Origin of the sequence: Brevundimonas sp., assembly GCF_035627055.1 — a bacterium.
Lineage (GTDB): Bacteria > Pseudomonadota > Alphaproteobacteria > Caulobacterales > Caulobacteraceae > Brevundimonas.
Window position 1 is genome coordinate 1 of the sequence record NZ_DASPMM010000011.1, and the last position, 17,117, is coordinate 17,117.

The 17,117-nt window shown below is 70.6% G+C and carries 19 protein-coding genes and 1 tRNA gene; 16 read left to right on the forward strand and 4 right to left on the reverse strand.

The annotated features are described in order from the left end of the window. From def to truA, 5 genes are all read left to right on the forward strand, one after another. Nucleotides 1-402: peptide deformylase (gene def, locus VEA98_RS05350; RefSeq protein ID WP_324811477.1), on the forward strand; the 402-nt coding region annotated here is incomplete at its 5' end. Further along, nucleotides 402-629: a hypothetical protein gene (locus VEA98_RS05355; RefSeq protein WP_324811479.1), complete on the forward strand. Its 228-nt coding sequence runs from the start codon at nt 402-404 to the stop codon at nt 627-629. The genes def and VEA98_RS05355, both read left to right, overlap by 1 nt. Before the next feature lie 99 nt (nt 630-728). Beyond that, complete coding sequence (locus tag VEA98_RS05360; RefSeq protein WP_324811481.1) at nt 729-1,592, forward strand: 2OG-Fe(II) oxygenase; 864 nt, start codon at nt 729-731, stop codon at nt 1,590-1,592. A 99-nt stretch (nt 1,593-1,691) separates the two neighbouring features. Then, the gene (gene fmt, locus VEA98_RS05365; protein ID WP_324811483.1) at nt 1,692-2,618 is read left to right on the forward strand and encodes a methionyl-tRNA formyltransferase; all 927 of its coding nucleotides are present in this window, start codon (nt 1,692-1,694) and stop codon (nt 2,616-2,618) included. Next, nucleotides 2,618-3,355 carry a tRNA pseudouridine(38-40) synthase TruA gene (gene truA, locus VEA98_RS05370; protein ID WP_324811486.1) on the forward strand — a complete coding sequence of 246 codons (738 nt, stop codon included), beginning with the start codon at nt 2,618-2,620 and terminating at the stop codon, nt 3,353-3,355. The genes fmt and truA overlap by 1 nt, the downstream gene beginning before the upstream one ends. 3 nt (nt 3,356-3,358) lie before the next feature. Here truA and VEA98_RS05375 read toward each other — a convergent pair whose 3' ends face one another. Next, the gene (locus tag VEA98_RS05375) at nt 3,359-3,496 is read right to left on the reverse strand and encodes an entericidin A/B family lipoprotein (RefSeq protein WP_324811488.1); all 138 of its coding nucleotides are present in this window, start codon (nt 3,494-3,496) and stop codon (nt 3,359-3,361) included. Nucleotides 3,497-3,593: 97 nt separating this feature from the next. On the opposite strand from VEA98_RS05375, the gene VEA98_RS05380 reads away from it, so the two are divergent. The 5 genes from VEA98_RS05380 (at nt 3,594) to VEA98_RS05400 (ending at nt 10,344) form a co-directional block, all read left to right on the forward strand. Continuing rightward, complete coding sequence (locus VEA98_RS05380) at nt 3,594-5,258, forward strand: thiamine pyrophosphate-binding protein (protein ID WP_324811490.1); 1,665 nt, start codon at nt 3,594-3,596, stop codon at nt 5,256-5,258. 8 nt (nt 5,259-5,266) lie between these two features. Continuing rightward, nucleotides 5,267-5,707, forward strand: coding sequence for a hypothetical protein (locus VEA98_RS05385; protein WP_324811492.1), 441 nt, complete (start codon nt 5,267-5,269; stop codon nt 5,705-5,707). Between the two features lie 45 nt (nt 5,708-5,752). Then, nucleotides 5,753-8,671 (forward strand): DNA polymerase I, encoded by a 2,919-nt coding sequence (polA, locus tag VEA98_RS05390; RefSeq protein ID WP_324811494.1) that lies wholly within the window; start codon nt 5,753-5,755, stop codon nt 8,669-8,671. 65 nt (nt 8,672-8,736) lie between these two features. After that, complete coding sequence (locus VEA98_RS05395) at nt 8,737-9,924, forward strand: NAD(P)/FAD-dependent oxidoreductase (protein ID WP_324811496.1); 1,188 nt, start codon at nt 8,737-8,739, stop codon at nt 9,922-9,924. A 93-nt stretch (nt 9,925-10,017) separates the two neighbouring features. Then, nucleotides 10,018-10,344: a zf-TFIIB domain-containing protein gene (locus VEA98_RS05400; RefSeq protein WP_324811498.1), complete on the forward strand. Its 327-nt coding sequence runs from the start codon at nt 10,018-10,020 to the stop codon at nt 10,342-10,344. On the opposite strand, the gene VEA98_RS05405 is transcribed toward VEA98_RS05400, so the two are convergent. Further along, entirely contained in the window at nt 10,341-12,059 is a 1,719-nt protein-coding gene (locus VEA98_RS05405) for a hypothetical protein (RefSeq protein WP_324811500.1), read from the reverse strand. The two genes, VEA98_RS05400 and VEA98_RS05405, sit on opposite strands and share 4 nt — an antisense overlap. A 174-nt stretch (nt 12,060-12,233) precedes the next feature. Between VEA98_RS05405 and VEA98_RS05410 the strand changes: the two genes are divergently transcribed. The 5 genes from VEA98_RS05410 (at nt 12,234) to VEA98_RS05430 (ending at nt 15,783) form a co-directional block, all read left to right on the forward strand. Continuing rightward, entirely contained in the window at nt 12,234-12,938 is a 705-nt protein-coding gene (locus VEA98_RS05410; protein ID WP_324811502.1) for a response regulator transcription factor, read from the forward strand. Next, on the forward strand, nt 12,907-14,553 hold the full coding sequence (locus VEA98_RS05415) for a HAMP domain-containing sensor histidine kinase (RefSeq protein WP_324811504.1): 1,647 nt from the start codon (nt 12,907-12,909) through the stop codon (nt 14,551-14,553). Before VEA98_RS05410 ends, VEA98_RS05415 begins: the two co-directional genes overlap by 32 nt. After that, nucleotides 14,550-14,981, forward strand: a complete 432-nt coding sequence (locus tag VEA98_RS05420) for an HPr kinase/phosphatase C-terminal domain-containing protein (protein ID WP_324811506.1) — start codon at nt 14,550-14,552, stop codon at nt 14,979-14,981. The genes VEA98_RS05415 and VEA98_RS05420 overlap by 4 nt, the downstream gene beginning before the upstream one ends. Nucleotides 14,982-15,070: 89 nt before the next feature. After that, the gene (locus VEA98_RS05425; RefSeq protein WP_324811508.1) at nt 15,071-15,475 is read left to right on the forward strand and encodes a PTS sugar transporter subunit IIA; all 405 of its coding nucleotides are present in this window, start codon (nt 15,071-15,073) and stop codon (nt 15,473-15,475) included. Further along, nucleotides 15,472-15,783 carry an HPr family phosphocarrier protein gene (locus VEA98_RS05430; protein ID WP_324811510.1) on the forward strand — a complete coding sequence of 104 codons (312 nt, stop codon included), beginning with the start codon at nt 15,472-15,474 and terminating at the stop codon, nt 15,781-15,783. The genes VEA98_RS05425 and VEA98_RS05430 overlap by 4 nt, the downstream gene beginning before the upstream one ends. A 119-nt stretch (nt 15,784-15,902) precedes the next feature. Here VEA98_RS05430 and VEA98_RS05435 read toward each other — a convergent pair whose 3' ends face one another. Both VEA98_RS05435 and VEA98_RS05440 read right to left on the reverse strand, forming a co-directional pair. Then, nucleotides 15,903-16,367 (reverse strand): peptidase S1, encoded by a 465-nt coding sequence (locus VEA98_RS05435; RefSeq protein WP_324811512.1) that lies wholly within the window; start codon nt 16,365-16,367, stop codon nt 15,903-15,905. A gap of 163 nt (nt 16,368-16,530) precedes the next feature. Continuing rightward, nucleotides 16,531-16,606, reverse strand: a tRNA-Ala gene (locus tag VEA98_RS05440). Nucleotides 16,607-16,760: 154 nt separating this feature from the next. On the opposite strand from VEA98_RS05440, the gene VEA98_RS05445 reads away from it, so the two are divergent. After that, complete coding sequence (locus tag VEA98_RS05445; RefSeq protein WP_324811514.1) at nt 16,761-17,066, forward strand: YggT family protein; 306 nt, start codon at nt 16,761-16,763, stop codon at nt 17,064-17,066. Nucleotides 17,067-17,117: the final 51 nt, after the last annotated feature.

A 17,117-nucleotide genomic window follows, 5' to 3' on the forward strand; every position in this document is an offset into this window, starting at 1 on the left:
ACCATGTACGACGCGCCCGGCATCGGCCTGGCCGCCGTGCAGATCGGCGAGCCGGTGCGGATCATCGTCATGGACCTGGCCCGCGAGGGCGAGGAGCCCCAGCCGCGCTATTTCGTGAACCCCGAGATCCTGTGGGCTTCCGAAGAGACGGCGCCTTACGAGGAAGGCTGCCTTTCGATCCCCGAAGTCTACGATGAGGTCGAGCGTCCGGCGCGGGTGAAGCTGCGCTACCTGAATTACGCCGGCGAGCAGGCGGAGGAAGACGCCGAGGGTCTTTTCGCCGTCTGCATCCAGCACGAAATGGACCACCTCGAAGGCGTGCTGTTCATCGACCACCTGTCGCGCCTGAAGCGCGACCGGGCCGTGGCCAAGGTCAAGAAGGCGGCGAGGCTGGCCGCCTGATGGCCCGCCTCAAGCGCAACCGCGACCGCATCATCGACCCCTCCGGCCGCCGCCGCCTGACACGCAATGAAAAGGTCGGCGTGGCCAGCATCGTCTCGCTGGTCGCGGTCGCCGCCGTGGGCGTGGTCGCCGGCCTGCTGATCGACCGCCTGCTGAGCTTCGACGACGCCCTCGACGCCGGCGGCGAATGGGACGAGGGCGGCGGCGTCTTCACGCGCTTCGACTGAGACTGCGGTCCGGTCGACGCTGGCGCCCTTGTCAGTTTTCAACTCCCGCGTGATCGTGTAGCCCGATGACATGAGCGGCTGGTGAGTTGAGGTGGAGCTATGGTTGATCGCAGGGCGTGGGCGGCCGACAGCCGCATGGCCGCAATCAATCCTCAACAGACCCAGGCGAACCTCCTCGGGCGCAAACGGGTCGTCGATGGCGTTTTGACTGCGTCCGGCGCCACGGCCGCGATCACTCCGATGGAGTACGCCGCCCAAGACTTCATCATCATCCCGGATTTCCTGACGTCGAAGGAATGCGATCGACTGACGGCCATGTTCGACCGCCTGCACGGGCTGGTGAAGCATCGCCGGATCGGCATCGCCTTCTGGGAGGGCCGGATCGTCTACATGGGCGATGTGGCCGAGCACGACGCCTCGGCGGCCGCCATCATGGGGGATTTCCAGAAGCGGGCCACCGCCATGCTGGGCGAATTCTACGCCCTGACCAGCCCGCTGTGGACGGACACGGTGCAGCTCAATGTGTGGGAGAAGGGCTCCTGCCTGCCGCCGCATACCGACAACAGCAATCCTGACGGCAGCGCGCACAGCACCCCGTGGCGCGACTTCTCCAGCATCGTCTATCTCAACGACGATTATGAGGGCGGCGAACTGTATTTCACCGCCCAGGACCGGATTTTGAAGCCGCGACGGGGGATGCTGGTGGCGTTCAGCGCCGGCTATCACCACGAGCACGGCGTGCTGAAGGTCACGCGGGGGCGTCGCATCACCATGCCCGCCTTCTACACCTTCGATAAGCGCAAGGCGGACCCGCACATCTATCCTGAGCTGTATCCGCCCGTCACGACGCCGGGACTGATCCCGGCGCCTGCCCAGCCGAAAGCCCCTCTGGCCATCCTGAATCCAGCGACGAGGGCCCCGGTCTGGCAGCCGCCGGGCAAGTGGCGGATGCCTGGGAGCTGACCGACCAGCGGCGAACGCCGCCAGTCACGCGTCAGAACCGGTCCGCGCCATCCGGCCCGCGCCTTGTCGCCGTCCCGCGCATAGGGCACACCGCCGCCCATGCGCCTCGCCTTCATGGGAACCCCCGACTTCGCCGTGCCTTCGCTGGCCGAGCTGATCGCCAGCGGCCATGAGGTCGTGGCCGTCTACAGCCAGCCGCCGAAGCCGCGGGGCCGGGGCCAGAAGCTGACCCCGTCGCCGGTGCACGCCTTCGCCGAGACCATGGGCCTGCCGGTCTTCACCCCCGCCTCGATGAAGGCCGCCGACGCCATCGAGACCTTCCGCAGCCTTGAGGTCGATGCGGCCTGCGTCGTCGCCTACGGCCAGATCCTCAGGCCCGAGGTGCTGGAGGCACCGCGGCTGGGCTGTTTCAACCTGCACGGATCGTTGCTGCCGCGCTGGCGCGGCGCGGCCCCGATCCAGCGCGCGATCATGGCCGGCGACAAACAGACCGGCGTCCAGATCATGCGCATGTCCGAAGGCCTAGACGAGGGCCCGATCCTGCTCTCCGAAGTGCTGGACATCCGCCCCGACGACACCGCCGCGACCCTGTCCGAGCGCATGTCCCACACCGGCGCCAGCCTGTGGCCGCGCGCCCTCGCCGCCATCGAGCGCGGCGGGGTCGAAGGGACGCCCCAGACCGGCGAACCGACCTACGCCCGCAAGATCACCCCGGCCGAGGCGCGTATCGACTGGACCCGTCCGGCGGCCGAGATCGACGCCCACATCCGCGGCCTGTCGCCCTTCCCGGGCACCTGGTTCGAGGCCCCCGGGCCCGACGGCCCGGTGCGCATCAAGGCGCTGATGTCGCGCGTGTCCGGCCCGGGCGAGGGCGAACCCGGCGAGGTGCTGGAGGGCGGTCTGCGCGTGGCCTGCGGCGACGGCGTCGTCCGCCTGCTGACCGTCCAGCGCCCCGGCAAGGCCGCCCAGCCGGCGGACGAGATGCTGCGCGGCTTCGCAATCCCGGCCGGGACTTCGCTGGCCTGATGCCCCGGTATCGGCTCACGCTCGAATACGACGGCTCCGGCTACAACGGCTTTCAGGCCCAGCCGGGCCAGCCGACCGTGCAGGGCGCGGTCGAGCGCGCCATCACCGCCTTCTGCGGCCAGAGCGTGCGGATTGCGGCGGCCGGGCGGACGGACACAGGGGTGCACGCCACCGGCCAGGTCATCAGCTTCGATCTCGACAAGGCCTGGCCCGAACGGACCGTGATGAACGCCCTGAACGCCCATCTGGTCGGAGAGGCGGCGTCGGTGCTGGAGTGCGCGTCGGTGGACGACGGATTTCACGCCCGTTTTTCGGCGACGGGGCGGCGTTATCTGTATCGGATCCTCAACCGTCGCGGTCCTCCGGCGCTCGACAAGGGCAGGGTCTGGCACATCCGCGAACGGATGGACGAAGAGGCCATGCATGACGCCGCCCAGTCGCTGGTCGGACTGCACGACTTCACCACCTTCCGCGATGTGAACTGCCAGTCGAAATCGGCCGAGAAGACGCTGGACGTCGCCCGCGTGTTCCGCAACGGCGACGAGATCTGTCTGCAGTTCGAGGCGCGCAGCTTCCTGCACCGGCAGGTGCGCTCCATGACCGGCACCTTGGCGGAAGTGGGTCAGGGCCGCTGGGCGGTCGCGGATGTGGCGCGGGCGCTGGAGGCGAGGAACCGCGCCGCCTGCGGGCCTGTGGCGCCGTCTGACGGCCTCTACCTGACCGGCGTCAGCTACTGAGCGTCAGTTGCGGGCGTCGTCAGCGGCGCCGGCGACCGCCGAGCCGGCGGCCTGAACGTCGCGGCCGACCCCGGCGACGGTGTTGCAGGCCGAGACCGCCAGGGCGGCGGCGACAAGCCCGAGGGCGATGATCTTCTTCATGGAGGGTCCCCTTCGACGTGAAATGTCGCGCCTCAAACGCCAAGCGTGGCCGTGGGGTTGCATGGTCAAGTTTGGAGCCGTCTGCTAACCCGCCGGGATGACCCTGCAGCCGCCCAACACCGCCGCCCGCCGCCTCATCGAAACCCTGGTCGTGAACGGCATCGACCGCGTCTTCTGCGTGCCGGGCGAGAGCTATCTGGCGGTGCTGGACGCCCTGGCCGACGTGCGCGACCGCATCCAGGTCATCGCCTGCCGCCACGAGGCGGGAGCCGCCAACATGGCCGAGGCCTACGGCAAGCTGACCGGCAGACCGGGCGTCTGCATGGTGACCCGCGGGCCCGGGGCGACCCACGCCTCGATCGGCGTGCACACGGCGCATCAGGACTCCACGCCGATGATCCTGTTCGTCGGCCAGATCGCCATGGCCGACCGGGGCCGCGGCGCCTTCCAGGAGGTCGACTACCGCGAGGTGTTCGGCGGCCTCGCCAAATGGGCCACCGAGATCGAGACGCCGGCCCGCACCGTCGAGGTGGTCGAGCGCGCCATCGCCACCTCATTGCAGGGCCGCCGGGGTCCGGTGGTCATCGCCCTGCCCGAGGACATCCTGCACGAGGACGGCGGCCCGGCCCCGTTGCGCCCGGTTGTTCCCGCGAAGGCGGCGCTGGATGCGGCCTTCGTCGAACAGGTCCGCGACTGTCTCGCCGGGGCCGAGCGCCCGCTGCTGGTGCTGGGCGGTTCCGGCTGGACCGAAGAGGCCGCCGCCGCCCTCGGCGACTGGGCCGAACGGCTGGGCCTGCCGCTGGCGCTGTCGTTCCGGCGCAAGGACCTGATCTCCAACGACCGCAGCAACTACGCCGGCGACCTCGGTCTCGGCTGCAATCCGAAGCTGACAGCGCGCGCCAAGGCCGCCGACCTGATCCTCGCCATCGGCGCCCGCCTCGGCGAGAACCCGACCCAGGGCTACACCCTGTTCGAGCGCGGCCGCACGGCCGACACCCTGATCCACATTCATCCGGGCGCCGAAGAGCTGGGCCGGGTCTGGACGCCGCTGCTCAGCGCCACCGCCGATAACTCGCTGGCCGCCCTCGCGCTCGCTTCCATCGACCCGGGCCGCACATGGGCCGACGAAGGCGCCGCCGCCCACGCCGACTATCAGGCCTTCTCCACGCCCGTGCCGGTCACCGGCGCCGTCAATATGAGCGAGTGCATGGCCCATCTGGCCGAGGTGCTGCCGGCCGACGCCATCGTCACCAACGGCGCGGGCAATTTCGCCGCCTGGCTGCACCGCTTCTATCGCCACCGCGCCTGCCGCACCCAGCTGGCCCCGACCTCCGGAGCCATGGGCTACGGCTACCCCGCCGCCCTCGCCGCCAAGAGCGTCCATCCCGACCGCGACGTCATCTGCATCGCCGGCGACGGCGACTATCTGATGACCGGCCAGGAGATCGCCACCGCCGTCCAGTATGGCATCAACGCCGTCGTCGTGGTCGTCGACAACGGGACCTACGGCACCATCCGCATGCACCAAGAAACCCACTATCCCGGCGCCCAGCGGACCATCGCCACCGACCTGCGCAACCCCGACTTCGTCGCCTATGCCGAGGCCTTCGGCGCCTTCGGCATCCGCTGCGAACGCACCGAGGACTTCCCCGCCGCCCTCGAGGCGGCCCGGAACGCCGGCCGCCCCGCCCTCGTTCACCTGATCACCTCCGCCGAGGACATCGCCCCCAACCGCACCATCTCGGGCCTGCGTCAGAAGTAGGAGCCACCATGCGCCGCGTCGCCGCTCTCGCCGCCGTCAGCCTCCTCGGAGCCTGCGCCACGCCGCCGCCCTCCGGCCCGGACGTGCCCACCCCTCACGCCGACAGCGACGACTGCGCCGTCATCGCCGCCGTGGCCAAGGAGCACTACCGCTTCAACGGCACCGATAACCCGCCGCTGCCGATCCGCTTCGAGGGCGACTACGCCCCGCGCTGCCAGTGGAGCCGCTACGGCCTCGCCTTCGAGGCCTATGATCCCGACCGCCCCGGCGACCCGCGCGAGCGCGTGCGCTGGGTCAGCTTCGCCCGCCCGAGCTACGACGGCCGCGGCGCGGTGATCGAGACCGGCATCATGCACGGCCCCCTCGCCGGCATGGGCTACGAATGCCGCGTCCACTCCGGCTTCGCGGGCTGGACCGTCGGCGAGTGCCGCAACACCTGGGTGTCGTGATCCACGGGCGGTGACGGCGGCGGCTCGCGCCCCTATGTTCCGCCCATGACCGACACCGCCGCGCCCGAAACCATCGACCTGCCCCCAGAACGCGAGTTGACCCAGGACGGGCCCGCGCTGCGGCTGTGGATGATCGACGCCAGCGCCTACATCTTCCGCGCCTACCACGCCCTGCCGCCCCTGACGCGCAAGTCCGACGGCCTGCCCGTCGGCGCGGTGCAGGGCTACTGCAACATGCTGTGGAAGCTGATCCGCGACATGAAGGGCGCGGACGGCCCGACCCATCTGGTGGCCATCTTCGACCATTCGGAGAAGACCTTCCGAAATGAGATGTACGACCAGTACAAGGCCAACCGCAGCGCCCCGCCCGAGGACCTGATCCCGCAGTTCCCGCTGGTCCGCGAGGCCACCGCCGCCTTCGGCGTCCACTGCGTCGAACTGCCCGGCTACGAGGCCGACGACCTGATCGCCACCTATGCCTGCAAGGCGCGCGACGCCGGCGGCGAGGCGGTCATCGTCTCCTCCGACAAGGACCTGATGCAGCTGATCGGCCCCTCGGTGGTCATGTGGGATCCGATGAAGGAGCGCCGCCTGGCCGAGGAGGCGGTGTTCGAGAAATTCGGCGTCACGCCGGACAAGGTGGTCGAGGTCCAGGCCCTGATCGGCGACAGCGTCGACAACGTCCCCGGCGCCCCCGGCATCGGCCCCAAGACCGCCGCCCAGCTGATCCTCGAATACGGCGACCTTGATGCGCTGCTGGCCCGCGCCGGCGAGATCAAACAGCCCAAACGGCGCGAGACCCTGATCGAATTCGCCGACCAGATCCGCCTGTCGCGCGAGCTGTGCCGCCTGACCTGCGACGCCCCCGCGCCCGAGCCGATCGACGACTTCGCCGTCCGCGACCCCGACCCCGAGGTCCTCGCCGCCTTCCTCGACAAGATGGAGTTCCGCTCGCTGCGCACCCGCGTCGGCGACGGCAAGGCGACGGCCAGGGACGGGACGGCCTTCGTCGCCCGCCCGAGGCCCCTGACCGCGCCCGTCATCACCCCCCGCTACGGCCAGGTCCCGACCGGCCCGACCGAGGTCCAGAGCTTCGACACCGACGCCTACCGCTGCATCCAGACGCTGGAGGAGCTGGACGACTGGATCGCCCGCGCCACCCTGGCCGGCGTGGTCGGCTTCGACACCGAGACGGATGCGCTGAGCGCCACCCACGCCGGCCTGTGCGGCGTCTCCCTCGCCATCGGCCCCAACGAGGCCTGCTATGTGCCGCTGACCCATGAGCATCCGCCCGCGGCCAACGCGGGAGGCCTCGACTTCGGCGGCGACACCGACAGCCGCGAACCCCTGACCCAGATCAGCAAGCCCGAAGCCCTCGCCCGGCTCAAGACGCTGCTCGAGAACCCCGCCGTCCTCAAGGTCACCCAGAACGGCAAATACGACCTCGCCGTCATGGCTCGGAGGGGCATCCGCGTCGCCCCGATCGACGACACCATGCTGATCTCCTACGTGCTGGAGGGCGGGCTGCACGGCCACGGCATGGACGAACTGGCCCGCCTCCACCTCGGCCACGAGCCCATCGCCTTCAAGTCCGTCGCCGGCACGGGCAAGGCCCAGAAATCCTTCAAACACGTCGAGCTGAAACCGGCCACCTGCTACGCCGCCGAGGACGCCGACGTCACCCTGCGCCTGTGGCGCATCCTCAAGCCCCGCCTCGCCGCGGCCCGCCTGACCACCGTCTACGAGACCCTGGAGCGGTCCCTGCCGGCCGTCCTCGCCGACATGGAGCGGGCGGGCATCCGCGTCGACCCCGACCGCCTCAAGCGCCTGTCGTCCGAGTTCGGCATGCGCATGGCCGAGCTGGAGACCCGCGCCCACGCCCTCGCCGGCCGCCCGTTCAACGTCGGCTCCCCGCGCCAGATCGGCGACATCCTGTTCGGCGAGATGCAGCTGCCCGGCGGCCGCAAGACCGCCTCCGGCCAGTGGGGCACCGAGGCCTCCGTGCTGGAGGAGCTGGCCCTCACCCACGAGCTGCCCCGCGTCCTGCTCGACTGGCGCCAGCTGTCCAAGCTCAAGGGCACCTATACCGACGCCCTGATCGAGGCCGCCGACCCCACGACGGACCGCGTCCACACCTCCTACCAGCTGGCCGCCGCCACCACCGGCCGGCTCGCCAGCAGCGACCCCAACCTGCAGAACATCCCGATCCGCACCGAGACCGGCCGCCAGATCCGCCAGGCTTTCATCGCCGCCCCTGGCCATGTCCTGATCAGCGCCGACTACAGCCAGATCGAGCTGCGCCTGCTGGCCCACATCGGCGACATCCCCGAGCTCAAGCGCGCCTTCGCCGCCGGCATCGACATCCACACCGCCACGGCCAGCGAGATGTTCGGCGTCCCCGTCGACCAGATGGACCCCGAGACCCGCCGCCGCGCCAAGGCGATCAATTTCGGCATCGTCTACGGCATCAGCGCCTTCGGCCTGGCCGCCCAGCTGAACATCGACCAGGGCGAGGCCGGCGCCTACATCAAGACCTATTTCGAGCGCTTCCCCGGCATCCGCGCCTACATGGACCGCACCCGCGCCGAGGTCCGCGAGCACGGCATGGTCCACACCTGTTTCGGCCGCCGCATCCACATCCCGGCCATCCACTCCAAGTCGGGGGCCGAGCGCCAGTTCGGCGAACGCGCCGCCATCAACGCCCCCATCCAGGGCGCCGCCGCCGACATCATCCGCCGCGCCATGGTGCGGATGCCCGGCGCGCTGGCGGCGGCGGGGTTGAAGACCCGCATGCTGCTGCAGGTCCACGACGAACTGGTGTTCGAGGCGCCGGAAGCGGAGGCGGAATCCGCCATCCCGGTGATCAAGCGGGTGATGGAGGGGGCGGCGGAACCGGCCGTGGCGCTAACCGTGCCGCTGGTGGTCGAGGCTCGGGCGGCGGCGAACTGGGACGAGGCGCATTAGGGGTCGGGACAGGCGCCTGGCAGGGTGGCTCGCGGCTTGAGCGCCGGGCATGCTAGAGCCGCCGCATGAAGCCTGAGACCGTGGATGTCCTGATCGTCGGCGCCGGCGCGGCCGGGATGATGTGCGCCGTCGAGGCCGGGCGGCGGGGGCGGTCGGTGCGCCTCCTCGACCACGCCCGGGCGCCGGGCGAGAAGATCCGCATCTCGGGCGGCGGGCGGTGCAACTTCACCAACCTGGGGACCGGCCCCGCCAACTTCCTCGGCGAGAACCCGCGTTTCGCGACCTCGGCCCTGAAGCGGTTCAGCCAGCACGACTTCGTCAAGCGGGTGGATCGGGCGGGGATCGCCTGGCACGAGAAGACCCTGGGGCAGCTGTTCTGCGACGACTCGGCGAAGCAGATCATCCGCATGCTGACCGACGACATGCGCGAGGCCGGGGCGCGGCTGTCGCTGGGCCTCTCGGTGGAGCGGGTGGCGCGGGCCGGAGACGGGTTCGAGGCGGGGCTGTCGGACGGATCGACGGTGCGCTGCGCCTCGCTGGTGCTGGCGACCGGGGGCAAGTCGATCCCCAAGATGGGGGCCACCGGCTGGGCCTACGACGCCGCGCGGGCGTTCGGTCTGCGGGTGACGGAGACGCGGCCGGCGCTGGTTCCCCTGACCTTCGAGGCCGGGTTGCTGGAGACGCTCAAGCCCCTCGCCGGCGTCGCCGTGGACGCCGTGGTCCAGGGCGGCGGCGCCAGCTTCGCCGAGGCCATGCTGTTCACCCACCGCGGCCTGTCGGGCCCCGCCATCCTGCAGATTTCGAGCTACTGGCGCGAGGGCGAGGCCATCACCGTCGCCATGGCCCCCGGCGAGCCCGTCTACGAGCGCCTCAAGGCGGCGAAAGAGGAGAACGGCAAGCAGATGGTGCACACGGCGCTGGGCCACATCATCCCCCGCCGCCTCGCCGAGAGCGTCTGCGAGCGCGAGGGCGTCCGGGGCAAGCTGGCCGAGGTCGGCGACAAGACCCTGCGCCGGCTGGACGCCGCCGTGAACGGCTGGACGGTCAAGCCGGTGGGCTCCGAGGGCTACCGCACCGCCGAGGTGACGCTGGGCGGCGTGGCGACCGATCAGCTGGACCAGCAGACCATGGCGGCCAAGGCGGTCCCGGGCCTGTACGTGATCGGCGAGGCGGTGGACGTCACCGGCTGGCTCGGCGGCTATAATTTCCAGTGGGCGTGGTCGTCGGGCTGGGCGGCCGGGCAGGCTTGCTGAGGCGCATTTGTCGCGGGCCTCGCAGGGCCGGGCCTGTTGCCGGAACCCCCGTCCGGCCATAGCTCTTCACCCAGCTTCACGGAGACTGTCCCGATGCCCCTGCTGATGTGCCCCAATGACAACGCCGCCATGCAGACGCTGGAGCGCGGCGGCGTGCAATTCGACATGTGCCCGAGCTGTCGCGGCGTCTGGCTGGACCGCGGCGAGCTGGAGAAGCTGATGGCCGCCGCCACCGAGGAAGGCCGGGCCTCGGCCGCGCCGCCGGCCCAGGCCGCGCCGCAGCCCTATCCGCCGCAGGCCGCGCCGCAGCCGTGGGGCCAGCAGCCGCAGCAGGGCTATCGCGAGCCGCCGCGCTACCGCGACGACGACTACAAATACCGCAAGAAGAAGCGCGACAGCATCTTCGACATCTTCGACTAGGCGGCCAGGCCCGCGGCCTTCATCAGGCCGCGCAGCGGGACCAGGGCGTCGGGCGCGGCCGCGAGGGCGGCGCGGTTGTCGGGGGCGCGGAACAGCTTGAGCGCCTCGGCCCGGGCGCGGTCCGCGGCGGGTCCGGGCGGCGCCGTCTCGCCGGCGGCCATGCGCAGCAGCACCGACAGCTTCGACTGCAGCGGGGCGGGCGAGCGGGCCAGCATGGCGGTGATCCTCGCTTCCGCCTCGACGGTCCCGCCGACGGCGCCGATGGCGGCGGCGATCTCGGTCTCGTCGCGTTCGGACAGGCCGCAGCCGCGCACGGCCCGGACCAGATTGGCCAGCACGCCCAGCTTCTGGGCGGCGGTCTGTTCGGCCGAGGCGGCGCGCATCTCGCCCTCGAAGCGCAGCGAGCCGACGCAGGCCGACAGCCAGCGGGCGGCGGCGCGCTTGTTGGCCGTGCCGGTGACGTTCTCGCACAGCCGGGTCAGGGCCTCGGCCTCGCACAGCACGGTGTTGCAGGACTTGACGTAGGCGGCGACGAAATCGGCGGTGACCAGCGCCTTGGAACGTTCGTTGAAGGCCGACTGGACTTCTTCGAGGGTCAGCAGCCGGCCGGCGGTCGCGGTCAGCGTCATGGCCAGGGTGCGCAGGATGTCGATCTCGCCGCCGGCGTCGTTGGGGCGCAGGCGTCGCGGGCTCATCAGCTCGCGCACCACCATGCGGGCCAGACTGGCCGACAGCAGCGGGAACTGGCCGGAGGCGACGCGCTCGCCCAGCCGGGCCGCGGGGCCGTCGACGATCGGCACCTGCAGGGCGAGGCGGGGGTCCTGGCTGATCAGGGCGGCGACCTCGCGCGGGGCGACCATCCGCACCACGGCGGCCAGGGAGGCGCCCTGGTCCAGCGCCGGGCCGAGCACGTCGGCGAGATTGGTGCGGGCGGCGAACAGCTCGCACATCACCTGTTCGACGGCCACCATGACCATGGCGTGGGGCGGGCCGTCCATCGGCGCGCGGTCGGCCAGGTCCATCAGCCGGTCCAGCCGGGCGCGGCCGCCGCGTACGCCCTTCAGCGCCCCCGAGATGATGCCGCCCATGATGAAGGCGCGGTCGGACTGGCCGGCGAGGCGGTGGGCCAGGTCGGCGAGCGAATGGTTCTCCAGGTCCGGAAACTGGTTCTTGCGACCGGCGAACAGCAGGCGCTCGATGGCCCGCTCGCTGAGCTTCTGATAGTGGCGGACGAGGTCGTGGACCGGCTGGCCGACGGCCTGGCTCTCGGGCACGGCGACCTTCTGGATGGCGTGCTGCAGCTCGACGCCCGAGGCCTCCAGCTTCTCGGCCAGGTCGGGCCGGTGCAGCAGTTCAAAGGCGGTGACGCCCTGGCGGTTCAGCCAGTCCTCGAGCACCCGGCCGATCAGGTCGCGGGCCATTGGCGCGTAGAGATCCTGGGGCGAGCCGCAGCGCGGGCCGGCCTCGTCCTCGGGCACCACGCGCTTGCGCTGCACCTCGGGCGCGCCGCGGGTCAGGACGGTGACGCTGTTGAAGGCCATGGTGTCGGGGTCGAGCGTTTCCTTGGTCACCCGGACGGCGGCGGCGCGGTCGTCGCGAAGCAGTTCCTCGGCCGTCTCGATGGCGTTGGCGCGGTCCTCCGTCGCCATCTGGAGGCTCCAGGGGGCGGGCGCGGTCTTGCGGATATAGACTTCGTAGTGGACGGGGCCGGCCATGGAACGCTCGCACTGATGACCCCGCATCATGGCGCCAAGGCTTTAAGGCCGGGTTTCATTGCGCATTCAGGCGGCGCGGCCCATTTTGTCGCCGTAATCTGACCCAGTTGATTTAGAACGGTAACGCTTGCCGCGCGTTGAGTGCGGGAACGGGAAACCTGCAAGGAGACCGCCTTGGCCAACATCACCCTGGTCGACGACGACGAAAACATCGTGGCGTCCGTCTCGCTGGCGCTGGAAAGCCATGGCCACAAGATCACCGCCTACCACGACGGCGCCTCGGGCCTGGAAGCGCTGGAGTCGAACCCGCCGGACCTGGCCATCCTAGACGTGAAGATGCCGCGCATGGACGGGATGGAGGTGCTGCGCCGCCTGCGCCAGACCAGCCAGATCCCGGTGATCATGCTGACCTCCAAGGACGAGGAGATCGACGAGATTCTCGGCTTCAACCTCGGCGCCGACGACTACATCCACAAGCCGTTCAGCCAGCGGCTGCTGATCGAGCGGGTCAAGGCCCTGCTGCGGCGCACCGGGGCCGACGGCGGCGAACCGGAGGCCTCGGGCGACACCTCGACCAAGGCGATCAAGCGCGGCAAGCTGTCGATGGACCCCGCCCGGCACGAGAGCACCTGGGACGGCAAGCCGGTCAAGCTGACGGTGACGGAGTTCCTGCTGCTGCAGGCCCTGGCCCAGCGGCCCGGCTTCGTGAAGAGCCGGGACAACCTGATGGACGCCGCCTACGACGACCAGGTGTATGTCGACGACCGCACCATCGACAGCCACGTCAAGCGCATGCGCAAGAAGTTCCGGGTGGTCGATCCCGAGTTCGACGCGATCGAGACCCTGTATGGCGTCGGCTACCGATACCGCGAAAGCTGAGCCGGCCGACCCGGCCGACGACGACCGGCCGCGCCGCCCCAAGCGGTTCGGCGGCTCGCGGCTGGGCGGTTTCATCCTCGCCCTCAACCTGCTCAGCCTGCTGATCCTGTTCGTCGGCGCCCTGGCCCTGAACGAGTGGCGCCGCGGCCTGATCGAGGCGCGTCAGGAGACGCTGGCGGCCCAGGCCGAACTGCTGGTTCAGGTGCTGGGCGACGAGCGTCTGGGCGTCACCCGGGGCGAGCCGACCCCCGAGCTCAACTACATCGAGGCCAGCCGCTGGCTGCGCGACAACTTCATCCCCGAGGGCCAGCGGGCGCGCCTGTTCGACGTCGACGGCATCATGGTCGCCGACAGCTTTGACGTCACCGAGGCCATCTCGGGCGAGCCCCTGCCGCCGGCCCTGCCCGCCGGCACGCCGCCCGTTGTTCCGGATCCGAAACAGAAGGCGAAGGACTCACGCAGGCTTGCCGAGGCCCAAAGGGCGCTGGCCGAAGAGGTGGAGACCGCGCTCGACGGGCGCTCGTCCGCCACCCTGCGGCTGTCGGAAAGCGGTGACCGGGTGGTCTCCGTCTCCGTCCCTGTGCGTCACGTCGAACAGGTGCTGGGGGTGCTGACGCTCGAGGCGGGCGACGTCGACGAGACGCTGGCGGCGCAGCGGCTGGCGCTGACGCCCTTCGCCCTGGTGGCCCTGGCCGTGTCGCTGCTGTCGTCCCTGCTGCTGCACCTGTTCGTGGCGCGGCCGGTGATGCGGCTGTCGGCGGCGGCGGACGCGGTGAGGCTGCAGCGGGCCCGCGCCATCTCCCTGCCCGACCTTGACGGCCGCAAGGACGAGATCGGCGATCTCGCGCGCTCGCTGGAGACCATGACCGAGACCCTGTCGGACCGGATGGACGCCATCGAACGGTTCGCCGCCGACGTGGCGCACGAGATCAAAAATCCCCTGACCTCGATCCGCTCGGCGCTGGAGACCCTGCCGCTGGTCAGGACCGAGGCGCAGCGGGAGACGCTGACCGCCCTGCTGCAGCAGGACGTGCGGCGGCTGGACCGGCTGATCACCGACATTTCCAACGCCTCGCGGCTGGACGCCGAGCTGAACCGCGACCGGCCGCGCGCCATCGACCTGACGGTGCTGCTGAGCGAGATCGTCGGGGTCTATGAGGCGGGGATCAAGCCGGACGGCGGCGTGCATGTGCGCTTCAGCACGGCGGCGGCGGAACACGCCATGATCCGCGGCCGCGACGGGCCGCTCGGACAGGTGTTCCGCAACCTGATCGACAACGCCCGCTCGTTCAGCCCTGCGGGCGGGGAGGTGCGGGTCACCCTGTCGCGTGACGAGATCGACCCCGACCGGCCGGTGCGCGTGCGGGTCGAAGACGACGGCCCCGGCATCCCGCCGGAAAACCTCGAGACGGTGTTCGAGCGCTTCTACACCGCACGACCGCGCGGGACCGCGTTCGGGACCAACTCCGGCCTCGGCCTGTCGATCGTCAAACAGATCGTCGAGGCCCACGACGGCCGGGTCTGGGCGGAAAACCGGCGGGGGCCCGGCGGCGAGGTCATCGGGGCGCGCTTCGAGGTCGCCTTGCCGGCCGTGCCGGCGGGACGCCGCTCGTGATCAGCCCGCAGCCGCTGCATGGCGCAGTGGCGGCGCGCTGGGCGCCCGGCGTCGGCTGGCGCGCGGTGCTGATCACCGGTCCGTCCGCGGCCGGCAAGAGCGACCTGACCCTGAGGCTGATCGGGCGCGGCTGGCGACTGGTGGCCGACGACTACACCCATGTGACGGCCTCGGGCGGCCGGCTGTACGCCATCGCGCCGGAGACCATCGCCGGGCGGATGGAGGTGCGGGGACTGGGCATCGTCCCGGTCTGCGCCCGTGGCCTGACGCGTCTGGCCCTGGCCGTCGAGCTGGTCGACGAGCCGGTCGAGCGCCTGCCGGAGCCCGAGTCGCGGACGCTGCAGGGCGTGCCCCTGCCGTTGCTTCGCCTCAACGGATTCGAGGCCTCGGCGGTCGAAAAGGTCGCGACCGCGCTCGCCCGGCTTTAACCCGGGACGGAGTTGGGCTATTCCGCGCGGCTTGCGGCCGGTTCAGAGGACGGCCGGGACGCGGGGGCGCGAGTCTTGGTGAAGCCTTCATGATCGGCCTGGTGATCGTCACCCACGGGGGACTGGCCTCCGAATTCCTGTCGGCCATGGAGCACGTCGTCGGGCCCCAGCGGGGCGTCGCGGCCATCTGCATCGGGCCCGAGGACGACATGGAGCGCCGCCGACGCGACATCGTCGACGCCGCCCACGCGGTGGACGACGGCGACGGCGTCATCCTGCTGACCGACATGTTCGGCGGCACGCCCTCGAACCTGGCCATCTCGGTCATGGAAGAAACCCACGCCGAGGTCATTGCGGGCCTGAACCTGCCGATGCTGATCAAGCTGGCCAGCGTGCGCGGCCGCGAGCCGCTGCAGGCCTGCGTCGCCCACGCCCAGGACGCGGGCCGCAAATACATCTCCGTGGCCAGCTGGGTGCTGCAGGGCGAGAAATGACCGACTCGGCGAACGACCCGGTGAGCGACCCGGGGGAACGGGCGGCGGCGACCGCCAACATCTGCAACACCCGCGGCCTGCACGCCCGGGCCAGCGCGAAATTCGTCAAGCTGGCCTCCAGCTTCGACGCCGAGGTCCACGTCACCCGCGACGGGGTCACCGTCAACGCCCTGTCGATCATGGGCCTGCTGATGCTGGGCGCCGGCAACGGCTGCGGCATCGAGATCGTCGCCGAGGGCCCCGAGGCGGAGGCGGCGGTGGCGGCCCTGGTCGAGCTGGTCGGACGCCGCTTCGACGAGGACCAGTAGCGAAAACGCCCCGCCGGCGGACCGACGGGGCGTCTTTTTGATGCGCTGTCGCTCGCGGCGCGGTCGCTCGCTGCCTGAGCGCGGCTTGTGCGCTGGCGCTCGCGGCGCGGTCGCTCGCGTTACGGCGTTTCCGTGATCAGCAGGGCGGCCGAGGCGGTGCCGCCGTTGAAGGTGCCGACCCAGATGTCATAGGTGCCGCTGGACGGGCGGTTGAAGCGAACCTCGGCGTCGCCGTCGCCCCAGCTGTCGTCGTCGCAGTACCAGCGGCCGTCCGGGCCGTTGATGATCAGGGTGGTGTCGGTCGACGAGCGGGTGCGGAACACCAGCGGCAGCGAACCGGCGCTGTAGGTGACCTCATAGTCCGGCGCGTTGGAGATGTCCCCGACGCAGGCGGCCGGCAGATTGGTGTCGGTGTAGGCGTCGATCGAGCCGCCGGCGGTGATGTTGACGCGGTACGGGTCCGGCGTGAAGCCGGCGTTGATGCGCACCTCGCCGAAATTGGCGGTGAGGTTCGCGTTCTGGGCGGCGGCGACGCCGGGCGCGAGCACGGCGGCCAGCGCGAGCGCTGCGATGAGACGTTTCATTTGTGATTCCCCCGAAGAGATTGCTGTGGTTCAGCCCGGAGGCCAATCCACGCCAATCACCGGCGTCCGTCAAGCTGACCGAACGGCGTTGTCAGGTTTCGTGGGAAGGTGTGGCCGCCGGGAAACTCGTCCATCCCGCGAGGCGCGTCGGCGCTGCGCGGGATGGTGGAGCCGAGGGGAGTCGAACCCCTGACCTCGTCATTGCGAACGACGCGCTCTACCAACTGAGCTACGGCCCCGTTTTCCGGGTGCAGGCGAGGGCGCGACATACGAGCGGGCGGCCGGTGGTGTCAACGGTGTTCGGCGCCGAACGTCGCGACGGGCCGCGAATCCTTGGACACGGCCGGACGACGCGCGCTAGAAGCGGAACGAATTTGCGGGAGCGCGCGCACCATGGGTTACGCCATCGTCTGGCTGGTCAACACCGTCCTGGGGCTGATGACCTGGGCGATCATCCTGTCGGCCATACTGAGCTGGCTGTTCGCCTTCGACGTCATCAACCACCGCAACCGGTTCGTGAACCAGGTGGCGGCGTTCCTCGACGCCCTGACCGGGCCGATCCTGGCCCCGTTCCGCAAGATCATTCCGCCGCTGGGCGGGCTGGACATCACGCCCATCGTGGCGATCCTGACGCTGCAGTTCCTGGGCATCCTGTTCAACCGGATGAGCGCGCCCTTCCTGATCCAGATGCTGGGCTAGGCGTGACCGCGGGGCGACAGGCGGGACGGCGCGAGGCCGCCACCGGCGGCG